Origin of the sequence: Kaistella soli, from assembly GCF_019038595.1 — a bacterium.
Classification (GTDB): Bacteria; Bacteroidota; Bacteroidia; order Flavobacteriales; family Weeksellaceae; genus Kaistella; species Kaistella soli.
In genome coordinates this window covers 513,385-530,191 of the sequence record NZ_JAHOPF010000003.1, presented here as the reverse complement: position 1 = coordinate 530,191, position 16,807 = coordinate 513,385, and the positions used below count along the sequence as shown (strand labels likewise).

Annotated in this window: 13 protein-coding genes; 5 read left to right on the top strand and 8 right to left on the bottom strand. The window is 39.7% G+C overall.

Translation table 11 applies throughout. The features are described from left to right. Positions 1-167: 167 nt before the first annotated feature. The 4 genes from KSK37_RS08095 to KSK37_RS08080 all read right to left on the bottom strand — a co-directional run bounded on the left by KSK37_RS08095 (position 168) and on the right by KSK37_RS08080 (position 4,568). On the bottom strand, positions 168-740 hold the full coding sequence (locus tag KSK37_RS08095) for a hypothetical protein (protein ID WP_217200698.1): 573 nt from the start codon (positions 738-740) through the stop codon (positions 168-170). A gap of 187 nt (positions 741-927) precedes the next feature. Further along, positions 928-1,482, bottom strand: coding sequence for a hypothetical protein (locus KSK37_RS08090; protein WP_217200695.1), 555 nt, complete (start codon positions 1,480-1,482; stop codon positions 928-930). A gap of 579 nt (positions 1,483-2,061) precedes the next feature. Next, on the bottom strand, positions 2,062-2,583 hold the full coding sequence (locus tag KSK37_RS08085) for a hypothetical protein (RefSeq protein WP_217200694.1): 522 nt from the start codon (positions 2,581-2,583) through the stop codon (positions 2,062-2,064). 941 nt (positions 2,584-3,524) lie between these two features. Next, positions 3,525-4,568 carry a tyrosine-type recombinase/integrase gene (locus tag KSK37_RS08080; RefSeq protein WP_217200692.1) on the bottom strand — a complete coding sequence of 348 codons (1,044 nt, stop codon included), beginning with the start codon at positions 4,566-4,568 and terminating at the stop codon, positions 3,525-3,527. A 476-nt stretch (positions 4,569-5,044) separates the two neighbouring features. On the opposite strand from KSK37_RS08080, the gene KSK37_RS08075 reads away from it, so the two are divergent. Beyond that, positions 5,045-5,767 carry a hypothetical protein gene (locus tag KSK37_RS08075; RefSeq protein ID WP_217200690.1) on the top strand — a complete coding sequence of 241 codons (723 nt, stop codon included), beginning with the start codon at positions 5,045-5,047 and terminating at the stop codon, positions 5,765-5,767. Between the two features lie 76 nt (positions 5,768-5,843). On the opposite strand, the gene KSK37_RS08070 is transcribed toward KSK37_RS08075, so the two are convergent. Both KSK37_RS08070 and KSK37_RS08065 read right to left on the bottom strand, forming a co-directional pair. Next, on the bottom strand, positions 5,844-6,860 hold the full coding sequence (locus tag KSK37_RS08070; RefSeq protein ID WP_246566327.1) for a WD40/YVTN/BNR-like repeat-containing protein: 1,017 nt from the start codon (positions 6,858-6,860) through the stop codon (positions 5,844-5,846). A 73-nt stretch (positions 6,861-6,933) separates the two neighbouring features. After that, positions 6,934-8,610 (bottom strand): amino acid permease, encoded by a 1,677-nt coding sequence (locus KSK37_RS08065; protein WP_088359932.1) that lies wholly within the window; start codon positions 8,608-8,610, stop codon positions 6,934-6,936. Positions 8,611-8,773: 163 nt separating this feature from the next. Here KSK37_RS08065 and pnuC point away from each other — a divergent pair, with 163 nt between their 5' ends. The 4 genes from pnuC (at position 8,774) to KSK37_RS08045 (ending at position 14,173) form a co-directional block, all read left to right on the top strand. Beyond that, a complete protein-coding gene (pnuC, locus tag KSK37_RS08060) occupies positions 8,774-9,448 on the top strand; it encodes a nicotinamide riboside transporter PnuC (RefSeq protein ID WP_217200688.1) in 675 nt (224 codons plus the stop codon). A gap of 170 nt (positions 9,449-9,618) precedes the next feature. Beyond that, on the top strand, positions 9,619-10,383 hold the full coding sequence (gene dapF, locus KSK37_RS08055; RefSeq protein WP_217200686.1) for a diaminopimelate epimerase: 765 nt from the start codon (positions 9,619-9,621) through the stop codon (positions 10,381-10,383). A gap of 40 nt (positions 10,384-10,423) precedes the next feature. After that, positions 10,424-11,458, top strand: coding sequence for an endolytic transglycosylase MltG (gene mltG, locus KSK37_RS08050; protein ID WP_217200685.1), 1,035 nt, complete (start codon positions 10,424-10,426; stop codon positions 11,456-11,458). Between the two features lie 135 nt (positions 11,459-11,593). Beyond that, positions 11,594-14,173 carry a TonB-dependent receptor domain-containing protein gene (locus KSK37_RS08045; protein WP_217200683.1) on the top strand — a complete coding sequence of 860 codons (2,580 nt, stop codon included), beginning with the start codon at positions 11,594-11,596 and terminating at the stop codon, positions 14,171-14,173. A gap of 88 nt (positions 14,174-14,261) precedes the next feature. On the opposite strand, the gene galE is transcribed toward KSK37_RS08045, so the two are convergent. Together galE and KSK37_RS08035 are read right to left on the bottom strand one after the other, a co-directional pair. Then, on the bottom strand, positions 14,262-15,281 hold the full coding sequence (gene galE, locus KSK37_RS08040) for a UDP-glucose 4-epimerase GalE (RefSeq protein ID WP_217200681.1): 1,020 nt from the start codon (positions 15,279-15,281) through the stop codon (positions 14,262-14,264). Positions 15,282-15,326: 45 nt separating this feature from the next. Beyond that, positions 15,327-16,451 (bottom strand): DegT/DnrJ/EryC1/StrS family aminotransferase, encoded by a 1,125-nt coding sequence (locus tag KSK37_RS08035; RefSeq protein ID WP_217200679.1) that lies wholly within the window; start codon positions 16,449-16,451, stop codon positions 15,327-15,329. Positions 16,452-16,807: the final 356 nt, after the last annotated feature.

Genomic DNA, 16,807 nt, shown 5'->3' with positions numbered 1-16,807 from the left:
TGTATCTCTAAATTCTAAAAACGATATCCCCATAAGAGGACCAAAATGCTGCTGAAAAGCTACCGGAGCTTCCGTTCAACGGACTTTCATTGTTGGCTTTTTAAGCCCAACGAAAGCTTAGTTATTAGCGGCTGCCTTACTGTCCGTCCGAAGATGTGATGTTCCAATCATTTTAGTCCGCCAAATATATTTGATAAATCAATTTCCTTTGTCTGTAACTCAGCTTCGTCTTTCGGCTTTGAAAAAATGTCCCGAAACTTTCGCCAAGCACTTGTCTTTGTAAAGTAAATTGTGTTGGGGTAACTTTCTTGGTCACTGTTATACACAATGAACACCTTTGATTTTATAAGTTGTCCGTCTTTGAAGTATTGAACTTCTTTGCCTTTTAGTCCCTCTCTAAGTTGTTTGTCAATTGCTTGAACGTTAATGTCAATAAATTCAAGTCCTGGGTCTCCGTAAGATTGTCCGGGAGTAAAGTCGTAACGATAGAAATATTCAACTTCCTGTTGTCTGTTATACCCTTGTGTTAGCGGATTTTCAAATTTCCAATAGATGAGTGTGTCGTCTAAATAGCCAACTTCAATTTCTGTTTTATCACTCTTGTCAAGCAGAACATATTTTTCAATAATTGTTTGTCCGTGTAATCCCACTTCAATACGGTCATACTTTTTCGTCTCCTCAAATGTCGTTTTGAAGTAGTCTTTCCAATTCTCGTAGTCGTGTCCGTTTAAATTAATCATTGTCTTTATTGCACTGTTGGTTGAAGTTTGCACGGTCGCCAAAGGTTGCCGCTAACGGTTGGGTATTTCTGCAGGCGGGCTAAAAATACGATATATTTCTACTTGCTAAAAACTTAATTAACCGCTAAAATCTCCGAAGAAAACTTCATACCGCTTGTAGAAATATCTTGTTACCTACAGTGCTTTTTTAATTATATGAATTTAGTATTTTAATATTTTCAGTATTATATTTATCAGTATTTTTTTCAATCAGAAATTTCAGAATTTGTTTGTAAAGTATTTTTTGTTTAGAATTGGGGGCATTTCGAGGATGCATTTCTTTTACGACTCCATCCGAATAAACAATAAGAAAATTTGTCCATAAACCATCTTCTGGTGGTGACTCTATACTTTTAAAATCTTCTTCTTTAAAGTCTCTAATTATGTTAACTAAATTCTTAATTTCTATTTCATTAAGTTTTAAATATAGTGGATTTATCTTGGGCGTTTCCTTCAAGAAAGTTTCGTATGTTAGTCGATTATTGATTGTATTTTTTGGTGGAGGAATTTCTTGAGAATCAGGACTATAGAAAAGCAAGTATTTGTTATTTAGATTCACCGCAATTTCAGCCGGATTACGATTCGTTGGCTCAAACCCAATTCGAATAAAAATTGGCTTAGTTTCGTTATCTTTTATATCACTCTTTCCATTACAGGAAATCATGAATAATAAAAAAAACAATAAATTAATAACGGTTTTCATGGCATTGTAGGTAACGGTTGGTGATAGGCGCCGTTGCTTGCAATGGCGCCTATCACTTGTTGTGCGCTGTTGCTTGTTTCTCTGCTAAGATAACAAAAACAGTTTACAGTTGCCGACTTCGGAATCCGGATAAATGATTTTAGAAAATTGTCTCCTATCAGACCGTAATGATAGGCGCAGCTTTATAAAATATCAGCGTTAAAATTCCTGCAACACTTTAGAGTTAAGTCAGTTACATAATAAAAAACTTGACTTTATCAATTTTTTCTTATAACTTTGGCAAGCCTTTTAAGCGGCTCCGCTTTGAAAGTAAACTTTCAGCAAATCCAACTTTGCAAGGCTTGACGAAAAAGATCCTCTTTTACATCCCTTAACTCTTTCCGTTTCCAGGTTGAATTTTAATCCTATTTATCAGATAACGGGGGCGAGCAATTGCGTACAACGTTTCGGGGCTTTGCGATGGTGGGGCAATCGAAGCACAAATCTTCAATTTTGTACAAAAGTTGAACCGAAGAACTGCCGTTGAACTTTGCAGTTTCGCCCCACTATTGCAAAACCCTTGTTGTGCGTTCGTTTTTTCTATTTTGGTATTGGATAAACAAAATTTAAATTTGGATAATTTCTCAAATCTTCATAATCGTAAAAAATTTGGTTTTCGTCTAAATCCCCTACGAATGTTCCTCTTCTTCCGAAACCAAAATACCATTCATCAGTTTTTATTAATCTAACTAATTTATCATTCTCCTTTTCATCTGTGAAGAAATTTTTGGTTAGTGTTTCCCAATATAATGTAAAGTCACCAATAGCACTTTCTACGTGAAATTGGGCACTCTCGAAATCAATGTTTCTGAGGATATTTTCAATTTTTAGAATAAATTTGTTCCAGTCGCTTAAGTCAAGACCAAAATACTTATATGATGAAGCGAAGCCCAAAAATATATTTTCATAATAGTATGGAATTTCATAGTCTCCAAAACTAAACATATTAGTATTGACGAAAGGATATTCGACATCCTTTCCAATAGATTTTATAAAATTAACAGTTTTTTCATACTCTCTGTCAACTTTTATGTAGCCGTAAATTGAAGTGTATTCTGACATTGATTTATTTGATGTTAGTTGTATTTAAAATGACGCACAACGGTCCGAGTATTGGCGATGGTGCAGCTTTAACGCGGAAAGTTTCTTATTATAAAATAATCTTCGGAACATCTAAAATGGTTAAACTTGCGCTTCCTCCGCACTATTGCCAATATGATGTTAGCTGAAGCTTCTTTAATAATATATTAAAAAGTAGAACAGAATTAACAAGAATAAATTTAGAACTATTCCATTATTTGCTTTCATAGAGTTAGTTTTTAATTTATTTCCAATGAAAATGATTGTACAAGGAATTAAAATTATAAAAACAAATTTTACAATAGAATAATTGAAACCGAAATCAAAAATGTTAATAAACCTTTGTATGATTAAATAAATTCCAATAATTATTGAAGTAAATCCAAAATTGTCAATTCTTTCAGTTATCGTTTTTTTTGAGAATTTAATTCCAAAATAAAGAAGTAGAGCACCAGCAGCAAAGATCAAATGAATAATAGGAAAAGAGAATTCAACAGTCGAAAAGTCATATTTAATGATTCTACTGAAATACTGTATATAGTAGCTTATTGGAAATAATATTAGATATCCAATTATAAATAGAAAAGAATATTTTTCTCCAGCCACTTTTAAATTTCCCAGAGAATATAAAGCAATTGATGCAAGAGCTAAATTAAAAACTGCATCAAAATAATTTGATACGAATGGAAATCGTGAAAAAAGACAATATAATTGATAAATTGCAAAAGCAAAAGTTATAAAAATTAAGGTCCAATTGTAAATTTTATTAGAAAAGGTATTTTTCATTTGCGTTTTTATTTTCTTAAGTTGCAGCTAACTTGTATATATGTCCTACTTTGTCAGACAAATACAACATATTTTGTAGGGATTGGTCTGAAAGTCGTGAGACATTATTTCTGTCCTCTAAGATATATTTTTTTTCTTTATAAATCATCAAAAGGACTTTTTATTTGCTGCAGATTCTTTGTACTCACATGCGTATAGATTTCCGTAGTTCTGCTGCTGTTATGTCCCAACAGCTCCTGAATATAACGCAGGTCTGTTCCGCTCTCCAGCAAATGGGTAGCGTAGCTGTGCCGAAGCCAATGCAAGGTCACGGGCTTTTTGATCCTGGCTTTTTCTAAGGCCTGCTTCAGTACGCTCTGAAGACTTTTTGCAGAATACATACTCCCCCGCTCCTTACCTTCAAACAGATAGGTTTTTGGCTTGTAAAGCGCGTAATAAGTCCTCAGTAGGACTAAAATCTTTGGAGACAAAGACGTTATTCTGTCCTTTTTTCCTTTTGCCTCTTTAATGAAAACAATATTCCTTTTAGAATCAATATCCCCCGGCCTTAGCTGCAGTAATTCACTGCAGCGCAAACCACAGCTGTAGATCAGGGATAGCATCGTTTTGTGCTTCAGATTGGCGTGGGCTTCCAGGATGAGCTTTACTTCTTCTTTACTCAACACGTTGGGCAGCATTTTATTCTTTTTCGGCCGCTCTATTTTATCCACCTCAATATTGGTATTTCGGATGGTGCGGAAATATAACTTGATCGCACTGGTGAACTGATTTTGGTAAGAAGCAGAAAATCTGTTTTTTAAAATATAATCATGATTAAAATCCATCACATCTGCATTCGTTATTTCGGAAACCGCTTTCATGCGGAAATAAATTAAAAATAACCGTAAAGATTCAGAGTAGGTTTTTATGGTGTTGCTGCTGTATCTCTTCGCAGAAAGCCAGCGGATAAACTGGCGGAGTTGCTCCTGCCCTTCCGCAGAAGGTTCGGTGTCTTCCTTTTGTACGAGCCTGAACCTTGCTCTGTTTTCAGAAGTATCCGGAATATGCCAGTACTTTTTCGCAGGATTCCAGCGGGCATCGTGAATGAGCTTGATCCTTCGGATGAGTTCCGGGTCCTTTTCAAATTCTACTGCAATCCGGTCTGCATCGCGGTATTTAACCAAGGTAGCTTTCCATTTCATAGCATGCTGATTTTCAAACCTAAAGATAATAAAAATATCATGTACAGAACTTTGTTTTCACCGGAACCCAACTTTACATTTTATAAAACGTGGCATCAGAATACTCAAAGGCGCTGTGCTGCGAATGAGCTTCCCCTTCGGAACTTTCCTGACAGTCTCAGAGCGCTCAGACCAATTCTTTCATTACAGTTATATATATGCATAGTTAGATCAGGATTTATGGAGTAACCGGTATCGTGCGTTCAGGAAAAGGCATGTTGTGGGTTAATTAAGGGTATGTTCGTCCACTGTATATGCACCGTAGTACCCAAGTCCAATAAAACTCCAATAAAAGTCCAATATAAGTCTAATAAACTATTGGATTTTTATTGGAGTTTTAATTAATTTATACTGTATCTTTACTGAAGGCGGAGCGGAGGGTTTTGAAGAAAGTACCCCGTATGCTTTACCAAAAACTAAAGATATGAAAAAAAATCATGGCAAGAGTTAAAAAAAACGGCAGCCTGAGTGGTGCCATTCGCAACGTTGTTTTTGTAAATGATGGCGGCCGCGAATTCGTAAGGGCAAGACCCGACGGGATAAAACAGACCGCCCAGACCAAAGCTGCTGCCGGCGTTTTCGGGCTGGTAAGCAGCCGGGAAAAGACATTCCGCCTTCAGGTCCTCCGCATGCTTGGAGTCCCTGCTCCGCAGTATTTTGCAGCAAAGCACCGCGCGAGAATCAGGAAAACGGTTACCGGCGATAACGGCATCAGTGAAGAAACAGGTACCGGTTTCGGAAATCCCCAGGCTCTGGCTGGTTTTTCCTTTAACCCCAAATTAGAATGGGAAAGCTGCACGAACTTCTTTCCCGCTTTTGAAATGGAAGCAGCCGGTGAAATGAAAGTCCACCTCCCCGAACTGAAATGGAAAAACCAAATCATACCGCCAAAAAACACCGGTTCAGCAGTGCTCACCCTCATCGCGCTTTCTGCCGATTTTAATAAAGAGGCTGTGCCCGTAAAGGTGCTGGCAAAACTGGAGTTGGATATCAGTGGAATTTCCGCGCTTCCTTCTCAGGACTGGATCTTCCCGGTGGATGCAGCGGGAGGCTGGCTGCTGATCATAGGCTGCCTGAAGTTTGCAGCACCCAACCAGTCTTCAGTGATGAAGGAAGAATTTTCGGCAGCGTATCTGTGGGCGGGCATGCAGGGGGAGTAACAGGCGGCCTGCGCGCAGATGAATGCTCGCCTCACCACGCTTGAAGATTAAGTTTTTCTTGACTGAAAAAGTCTGGTCAGTGCAGTGTCATTTGCACAATGCGGTCTTTTCCGGCAAAAACCAAAGTGTTTGCATCAATCCATTCGCACACATAAAGCCCTTTTTCATCGGAGATCTTTGTCCAGGTTTTTCCGTAATCCTGGGAGAATTCGATATTCTGGTCGCCAACGGCAATCATGTCTTTCCCTTTCGATTTCGGACGGATTTTCACACAGGTTTTATAACCTGCATTTTTCCCTGAAGCCTGAATCTGCCAGGTTTCTCCGCCGTCGTGCGTGGTTGCGATATTGTTGATGTTTTCTGCCTGTTTGGTGTAATCGCCGCCCACCGCAATTCCGAATTTCTTATCATAGAAATCAATGGAATAAATGCCCTGTGAGGAGGTACCCTGAATAAAAGGAGTTTCGATAGCCTTCCAGGAGAACGGACGATTCCAGTTAAACTTGAAAATCCTTGCTTTAGAGCCACCGGTGGCCACCCAAACCCAATTTCCGGCCATTGCGATATTGGAGTTGCTGGCCGCGAAATGTGCTTCGCCAGGGAAATATTGTGGGAAATTCGCTTTGGGAGTGCTTTTATTTAAATTGGTAAATATCAGATTCTTGCCGCTTCCGTCTTCATTAGGATCACTGACTGCAATTCCGCGGTCTTTAGCAGAATCAAAAACGAAAGCATCGAAAAAGGCAGTTTTGGTTGAATCTGTCATGTTGAGGCTTACTTTCAAATCACTCTTCTGAACCGTAAACCATTTGGCGGGAGAGCCAATATTAATCGCGTAGAAACTGGATTTTGTCTGCGCCAAAGTTCTGAACTGTAAATTCTCATTTGAAAGCCTCATTTGCTTCTTGTCCGCTGTATCCTTAAGACTCACATACCCGAATTTGGAATCCGTTCCGGAATACCACACTTTTCCGTCCCAGAGCTGAAGCGCCCGGATGGAAATTTTATCTTTCAGTAAAGTCTGGATCTCGGCTTTTTGGCCAAAACCTAAACTGATTATCATTAAAAAAGACAGATAGAAAATTTTTCTCATAGGAAGATTATTGAATCAGAAATATATAAAAAATCCCGCCATAAATGACGGGAAATTTCCATAGTTTATTGATTTATTTTTTGTTCTTGATGAAGTAATATCCATAAAGAATGGTGTGAACAATGATCATCACAACCGAGAAAGCAATTAATCCGCTGTCATCGGTTTCTGCATTCTGATGGTGAAGGAACGCCAGCACCGCCAGAACCAGCGTTAATGCAGCTCCTGAGATCGCGGTAACCGAGTAGTTTTTAGGATCGTTGGTGGTATTGTTCGCTTTACCGAGGAACGAGTTTTTAATCCCTCTGAATAAATAGACATCCAGACCGATCATCATCCAGCAGACCAAACGGATCCAGGTATCGAAAGGAAGGAAAGCCATCATTCCGAAACATACTAAAATACCCAATACAGGAATAAGCGGAACCAAAGGTGTTCTGAACGCTCTTGGCGCATCAGGCTGCGTCTTTCTCAGAACAAGCACCCCAACACAAACCAGAATGAACGCAAATAAAGTTCCGATACTCGTCATTTCACCTACAACTCTTCCCGGAATAAACGCTGCAAAAAGACTCACAAATACCAGAAAGAATAAATTGGATTTATAGGGAGTTCTGTATTTCGGGTGCACTTCACTGAAAACTTTTGGAAGCAGACCGTCCTTACTCATCGAGTAAAATACCCGGCTCTGTCCCATAAGCATTACCAGAATCACGGACGCATACCCAAGCAGAATCGCTAAAATAATGGTGGTATTTAACCATGGATAAGCAGGAACTACTTTTCCGTTGACTACATCTCCCATCGCTTCAATAGCAATCGCTACAGGAGCCAGGTGATCTGATCCGCCGCCGGCTGCAAACGCTTTGTAATGAACCACTCCCACCATCACATAGGCGAAGATGATATACAGAACGGTACAGATGAGAAGCGAGCCCATAATACCGATAGGCATTGATTTTTTAGGATCTTTTGTTTCCTGTGCTGCAGTGGAAACGGCGTCAAAACCGATATACGCAAAAAAGACAACTGCCGCGGCCCTGATAATACCGGACCACCCGTACTCTCCGAATTTGCCGGTGTTTTCAGGAATCAGCGGGGTAAGGTTTTCCGCTTTTACATATTTGAATCCAACTACGATAAAAATAATAACGATGGCTACTTTCAGAATAACGATGGCCGTATTGACCTTCGCAGATTCGCTCGTACCTTTAATGAGGATCAAAGACATGATCAGTACAATGAAAACCGCCGGAAGGTTGATAATTCCGGAAGCGCCCGTTGAAGTGATATCAAAAGGAGTCGTAATAAGGGTCTCCGGCAGAGCAACACCGAAGGAATGGAAAAACTTTCCGAGATAGCCGCTCCAGCTTGACGCGACGGTGGCCGCTCCTACAGCATATTCCAGCACCAGATCCCAGCCGATGATCCAGGCGATAAACTCGCCCATCGTGGCATAAGAATAAGTATATGCACTTCCTGCAACAGGAATCATCGATGCAAATTCAGCATAACACAAACCGGCAAATGCACAGCCAATCGCGGCAATAATAAAGGAAATCATAATTCCGGGACCTGCATAATTGGCTGCGGCCATTCCGGTGATTGAGAAAAGTCCGGCTCCGATAATTGCTCCGATACCCAGAGCAACAAGGGATGCGGAAGAAAGTGTTTTTTTAAGGCCCTTCTCAGACTCATCGGCTTCTGCCATCAGTTGTTTCAGGGGTTTCGTTCTCCAAAGATTCGACATTTTTAATTTTTTAAGATTTCCAAAAATATAAAAATTTAGCAATGATTAACTATTTTCCGCAAAATTTCTTTTCCTGAATTTAACAGACACCGCCTAAAATTCTGATTTCCATAGGGAAATAACAAAAACGTTTTTACCCGTAAAAATATTTATCTTTGAAAACATGAATTTCTACGAACTCTTCCTGAAACCCTACGCCTCTTACGAAACTTACGAAATCATCCTAGAATTCACTGCAGCGCTTTTCGGTCTGCTGAGCGTGTACTTTTCCATCAGAAAAAATATCTGGGTATATCCGACAGGAATTGTTTCTACGGCACTTTACGTCTACATCCTGTTCAAATTCGGGCTCCTGGGTGATATGATGATCAATTTCTATTACACCGTAATGAGCATTTACGGCTGGGTGCTGTGGGCAAAAAGTTCTGAAGACCACATTCACGTGGAAGTTTCACCGGCGAAGAAGAAAGAATGGATTTTTGCGGCAATTCTGTTTGTGCTGAGTTTGATCCTGGTGACTGCCGTTTACTATTACAAACCTTTTATCGACAATAAATTTTCAATGCTGAACGTCACCTTAGGCCTGAATCATCTCGATTGGGCAAACTGGCTCGACGTGTTAACCACCGCGATCTTCCTCGTCGGGATGTGGTTCATGGCAAAAAGAAAAACTGAAAACTGGATCTTCTGGATCATTGGTGATTTAATATGCATCCCAATGATGATTTACAAAGGTTTGGGAATTACCTCAGTACAGTATTTGGTTTTCACAGTGATGGCGGTGATTGGTTATATGGAATGGAGCAAACATTCAAAAGCCACATCGCCATCTCATTAAAACGTCAAAAGCACCCGCATTCACCCGTTTGAAAATTAAGCCCTTACCCGCAAAACACTGCGTTTTTGTGATTAATTTAACATCCGGTCAATTAAAAAAACTGCGGGATTTAAGTATCTTTGCAGGTCCAACCAGCAGCGGCATTTTCCGCTTTTTTTATGCAGAATTATATGGAATTTTACAAGTATCAGGGAACAGGAAACGATTTCGTAATGATCGACAACCGCGACCTGCAGTTTCCCAAAGGAAAAGACCTTATCGCAAAACTCTGTGACCGCCGTTTCGGAATTGGCGGTGACGGATTGATTTTGCTGGAAAACAGCGACCATACCGATTTCAAAATGGTATATTATAATTCCGACGGAAACGAGAGCACCATGTGCGGAAACGGAGGAAGATGTCTGGTCGCTTTTGCCCATTTCCTCGATGTTTTTGAAGACAGAACAAAGTTTGAAGCCATTGACGGAATTCACGAAGCCGAAATCAACGGTGGCATCGTAAAACTGAAAATGATTGATGTTGATCTCATCCGGAAAGATGGTGACAATTCCATTCTGGATACAGGTTCGCCGCATTTCGTACAGTTTGTGGACGACCTTCAGAATTATAAAGTTTACCGGAATGGTAACGAAATAAGAAATTCTGCTACTTATAGACAGGAAGGAATCAATGTAAATTTTGTTGAAGCAGTTTCAGACAGCGAAATCTTTGTAAGAACCTATGAACGCGGCGTGGAAGACGAAACGTTCAGCTGCGGAACAGGTGCCACAGCTTCTGCCCTGGTTTTCATGAAAGACAGGCACAAAAATTCAGTCGACGTGAAGGTCTTAGGCGGAAATTTAAAAGTCTACGCCAATCAGGATGGAGATTCTTTCAGTAATGTTTGGCTCGAAGGCCCCGCAAAACAGGTTTTCAAAGGGAAAATCAGTTGGTAGGAAAACGGTAGTTTAAAAAATAAAAGACAGTAGAAAGTTTATGAAAAAAGGAGGTACACTCTTTGCCATTATTGCACTGCTTATTCTGTTGGTCGGCGGTTATTACGGCTATCATTATTACAGCAAATATTACGGGAATAATGTCGAAAAAGAAGGTTATGTTTTAATTCCTCATTCTGCAAATTTCAATTCGATTCTCGATTCTGTTGCGCCTTACCTTAAAAATAAAGAGCAGTTTGCCGAAGTAGCGAAAAGCAAACATCTGAATACCATTTTCAAAGCCGGCCGTTACCGCATTAAATCAGGAACCGGAAATACCGATTTGGTCAATATGATCAAAGCCGGAAACCAGACCGAAAACACGTACAGAATAGGAGATTTCGGCGACGTCTACCAAATGGTGGGACGCGTGACCAAAAAAACTGAACTGGATTCCCTGAAATTCGCCGCTGATCTTAATAATATTGCAGTTCAGAAGGGCTATAAAAATGCCGAAGATCTTAAGAAATATTTCTTTATCGATACCTATAACTTCTTCTGGACCGTCACTCCGAAAGAGTTTTTCAAAAAATTTGAAGACGGATACAACGGCTTCTGGACCGCCGAAAGAAAAGCCAAAGAAGCGCAAAGCGGCCTGACAAGAGATCAGATCTATGCACTGGCTTCTATCGTTTATAAAGAATCCGGCGGAAAACCTGACGAGCAGAAAACCATAGCAGGTCTCTACCTGAACCGCTACCACAAAGGAATGAAACTTCAGAGCGATCCTACAGTAATCTACGCTATTAACAAAGATTCCAATTTTACGACCCCGATCAAAAGAGTGCTTTATAAGCATCTTAAACATCCCTCTCCTTACAACACCTACGCAAATGCCGGAATTCCCCCGGGACCGATTTGCGTAACGGATAAGAACTCTGTGGATGCGGTACTGAATGCTGAAAAGAATAATTTTATTTATATGGCGGCAGACCCGGACCGGTTTGGTTTTCACCGCTTCACCGCGAGTGATACCGAACACGCCAAAAATGCCCGCGATTATCAGGCATGGCTGAATTCAAAACATATCAATTAAGATTTTTTATAATCCATTCAAATTCAATAACAAGTAAAATTTAAACACTTTTACTGGTTATTTTAAATGCCTTTAAACAAACATTTATTTAACTAATGGCGCAAAAAGTAATCAGTATAGGTATAAACTATAAATATGACAGACAAGATTGAGATTTCATCAATGATCAGAAAGAGGACTTTAGGTTTGGTATTTGTTCTCGGAGCCGCAAGTTTTGCTTTTGCACAGGAAAAAGCAAATGTAACAGGAAAAATTGTTGACAAGCACAATGTGGCAGTTCCCTATGCATCCGTAAGCTTCAGCAGCAAAGCCAACAAACTTTTCAGTGATGCAGTTTTAACAGATGAAAAAGGGGAATACCGGCTCGCACTGGTTCCGGGAGCTTACGCGATTACAGTGGAAGCCATTGATTTTAAAAAAGTAACTTTAAATAAGCAGATCACCACTGCAGGCAACCTCGGTAATTTCACCGTGGAAGCTGAAGGATCAGCTACCAATACGAAAACCCAGGATATCCAGGGCGTTACCATTACTGCCCAGGCAGTGAAAGCGTACCGGGTAGAAATCGACAAAAAGGTTTATGATCCCTCTTTAGACATTGTCGCAAAAGGCGGTAACCTGCAGGATGTTTTAGCCAACGTGCCTTCGGTTTCTGTTGATACAGACGGTACAGTTTCGATGAGAGGCAATACCAATGTAAAATTTTTAATTAACGGAAAGCCTTCTTCCCTGCTCGGGATTGATGACGGTGCGAACGCAATGCAGTCTATCCCGGCAGATCAAATTGAAAGAATTGAAGTTATCACCAATCCTTCTTCTAAATTTGAAGCATCCGGAACTGCCGGAATCCTTAATATTATCCTGAAAAAAGATAAAAAAATGGGGTTCAACGGTACGGTAACCGGTACTTTAGGATACTTGCCAAGAACTAACCTGAACGCTAACCTGAATTGGAGAAAAGGCAACTGGACCTGGTATGTAAACGGCGGCGGAGGCTACAATGAAAATGAAAGCAGCAGCAAAAACATCACCACGAGGAAAGATGATATTAATAATCTCAGCGCAGAAGCTTTTCCTTTCACTCAATACTCAAACCAAACAGGTAAAAGCGAGCGGACAGGAGAGAATTATAATTTAACGGCAGGTCTGGTACATGATATCAGTGATAAAACTTCTATTAATTTATCAGGAATGATCAGAAGTTTTAATAATAATTCGAATACCCTTAACAATTACGCAGAAAAAGTTTACAGCAGCTCTTCTTTTTTCAATAACATCGACAGGGAAAGAAACAGTTATGGAGACAGTAAGAATTTCGCCAACCAATTTGATTTTGGTTTAGACCAGAAAATTGGTGACAACGGACAGCTTTTGAATATTTCCGGAAGTTATCAGAACAATAAAACTGACGGCAATAGCCAGATTGTTCAAAACACTTTTGTACAAAGTATTCTTCAGCCAACAGGAAACTCAGTTAATAACGTTACCACATCTTCAAAAAGTAATACTTTTATCGGAAAAGCCGATTATGAACTTCCGATAGGTGAAAAATCTAAATTAGAAGCCGGTGCGCGGTATGATTACAATAAAAATACTTATGACTATTTCGTCAATCAAAGCAACGATGGCGGAGCATTTTATACAAGATATGATTTTACCAGCAACACTGTCTATTCCGAAAATATTTTAGGACTTTACGCTCAGTTCAAAAGTAAACTTGGTGAAAAATTAGGCTATCAGTTAGGCTTAAGAAGTGAGACTTCTGCAATCGACATTAATTTTTTGAAATATGATCAGCTTACAGGAGCGGCCATCCAGCAGCCGGAAGTAAAGAAAAATTATACGGAATTCTTCCCATCAGTATTTTTAAGCTACGAACTCAATAAAAACAATCAGTTGTTATTGAATTATTCCAGAAGAATTAACCGACCGAGAGCCTTTTCACTCATTCCGTTCATGTCATTTGATGACGACAGAAATTATTTCCGTGGAAACCCGGATCTGAACCCTACATACGAAAATTCATTCGAACTGGGTTATAGCTTATCGAAAAGTAAAATCAGTTTTAATCCGACTATCTATTTTAAGAAATCACAGGATGAGCAAAACAGATATCAGTTTGTGGATGACACAGGTGCAATCAATACCATCCCCTATAACATCGGTACCGAAACCAATTACGGTTTGGATATGAATGCAACTTATGACCCTTTCAAATGGTGGAAAATTATGCTTTCAACTGATTTGTACGGCTATAAAAATGAAGGAACTTTTAATCTTTTCCCGGACAATCCCAGAACACTTAACGATTTTTCGGGTGACGGTTTTTCTTACAGAATCCGTTTCAACAACACGTTCAAGCCTAATAAGAATTTAAGTCTGCAAGTTCAGAGTTTCTACAGAGCAGGAGAAAAAACTGCAATGAATAACAGAAAAGCAATGTATGGTTTCGATTTCGGAGCTTCACAAACCATCTGGAAAGGAAGCGGGACCATTGGTTTCAACGTAAGGGATATTTTCAACACCAGAAAAATGAGCAACTACTCAGACAATGCACAGTTTACACGTGATATGGAAATGCAGTGGCAGCCAAGACAGTTCAGCCTTTCGTTAACTTACAGATTTAAACAGGGAGAAAAAGTAGAACAACCTAAAAGGAAAAAAGACATCAACAGCAATTCATCAGGTGATGATGACCAGCAAGGACCAATGTAGAAAGAATTCCGCTTCATGATTTAAAAAAATGATCCCGTTCAGATTTTGAACGGGATCATTTTTATTCTAATTTAGGAGGTGTTAGGGGTTAATTATTTCTGGTTTCCAGATACTTCTGCCACTCCCAGGTGGTTCGCAGTGCTTCTTCCAAAGAAGTATCCGCTTTCCAGCCCAGCTCCTTTTCTGCTTTATCGGCGTTGGCATAAGCGATAGTGATATCTCCTGCCCTTCTTTCGCAAATCTGATACGGAACCTCAACGTTATTGGCTCTTTCGTAAGCCTCCACCACTTCCAGAACTGAAGACCCTTTTCCGGTTCCAAGATTGTAAATATCAATCACCGTTTCTTCATTGGAAGCAATCAGCTTCTGTAAAGCTTTGACATGTGCTTTTGCGAGATCTACCACATAAATATAATCACGGATTGCAGTTCCGTCTTCAGTGTCATAATCATTACCCCAGATATTGAGTTTCTCCCGGATTCCTGATGCGGTTTGAGTAACATAAGGAACCAGATTGTTTGGAACACCGATCGGCAGTTCACCCAGCAAAGCCGTTGGATGCGCACCAATGGGATTAAAATATCTTAAAAGCGAAATCTTTCGCTGATGAGCCGTCGCGAAATCTTTCAGAATTTCCTCGCCCATCTGCTTGGTTTTCCCGTACGATGATTCCGGAGTTTTCAGCGGGGTGTTTTCGTCAATCGGCTGTTCGTCTGCCTGTCCGTAAACGGTGCACGACGAACTGAAAATGAAATTGGATATATTTCTTGTTTTGAATTCCTGAAGGATATTGATCAGTGAAAACAGATTGTTTTCATAATAATCTATCGGTTTTTCCTGGCTTTCACCTACAGCTTTGTACGCTGCAAAATTAATACACCCGTCGATTTCATAAGCATCGAAAACCTGACCCAGAAGTTCCTTCCTCTTCAGATCGAAAGGAAAAAACACCGGTCTCTTGCCCGCTACTTTTTCAATATTATCTAAGATGAACTTTTCAGAATTGGACATATCATCTACAATGATGACCTGAAAATTATTCTTTAAAAGTTCTACAACGGTGTGCGAACCGATATAGCCGAGGCCGCCTGTTACGAGTATGGTCATGCTGGATGTGTGGTGATGGGTTTAAACTTATTGAGGAATTTGAGTTTATTTCATAAACTCCAGAACCGCATCGGTAATATATTTCAGCTGTTCTTCATCAAGTTCTGTATGCATTGGAAGCGAGATCACTTCACCTAAAAGTCTGTCAGTATTCACGAAATCGTGGTCATCACTTTCCTGAAAATAGGCTTTCTGTTTTCTTAAAGCCACCGGATAATAAATCATCGCAGGAATTTCCTTTTCAGCCAGAAACTGCTGAAGTTCATTTCTCTTCCCGTTCTGGATTCTTAGTGTATACTGGTGGAAAACGTGGGTGGAATATTCCGCTCTTTCCGGTGTTAAAATATTCGGGTGATGGGCAAAAGCCTCGTCATAATAATCCGCAGCCTTTCTTCTTGCTTCGTTATACGTATCCAGAAGCGGTAGTTTTTTTCTCAAAACCGTCGCCTGAATACTGTCCAGCCTGGAGTTTACCCCAACCTCATCATGATAATATCTTTCGTACATGCCGTGGTTTACGATGCCGCGGAGTTTATGGGCAAGTTCGTCATCATTGGTAAAAATAGCACCGCCGTCGCCGTAACAGCCAAGGTTTTTAGATGGAAAGAAAGAAGTGGTCCCCATAATTCCCATCGTTCCGGATTTCTTAACGGTTCCGTCAGAGAAAGTGAAGTCGGCGCCGATAGCCTGAGCATTGTCTTCAATAACCGCCAAGTGATGCTCTTTCGCTACTTTCAGGATTTCTTCCATATTGGCACACTGACCAAAAATATGAACCGGAATAATAGCTTTTGTTTTCGGGGTAATAGCAGCTTTCAGTTGATTGATATCGAGGGTAAACGTATCATAATCCACATCCACCAAAACCGATTTCAGTTTCAACAGATGAATTACCTCTACGGTAGCTGCAAAAGTAAAGTCAGCGGTAATTACTTCGTCACCTTCTTTAAGATCAAGCGCCATCAGTGCGATTTGGAGTGCGTCGGTTCCGTTTGCACACGGAATCACGTGTTTTACATCCAGATAGGTCTCAAGTTCAGTTTGAAAAGATTTTACTTCTGGGCCGTTGATAAATGCGGCAGAATCCAAAACATTTAAAACTGCATTGTCTACATCTGCTTTTATCTTATAATATTGACTTTGAAGGTCAACCATCTGAATTTTTTTCATACGTATTTTTTCTTTTTTCTTTCGATATGCAACCGCAAGAGTGCAGAGCGGATCACTCCGTCATTTTTATGCTCAGCGGTTTCATAAAAATATTTGCTCAAATTTAAGAAAATTAAATTTTTAAGAAAACTAAAACCCTGATAGTTTTCGCAATCCTTTCACATAATCATTAAATTTCTGTCTTTCAGGAATTTGAAATTTTAATTTTTACCAATAACTAACGAACAACTACAATCAATTTACTGAAAACGGAACACAATCAAAGTTTAATTACCATAACCTAAATATAAATTGAATTCATTTGCATAATTTTCAACATTTTTTTTAATTTTGTCCCAGTTCAATAAAATTACAAC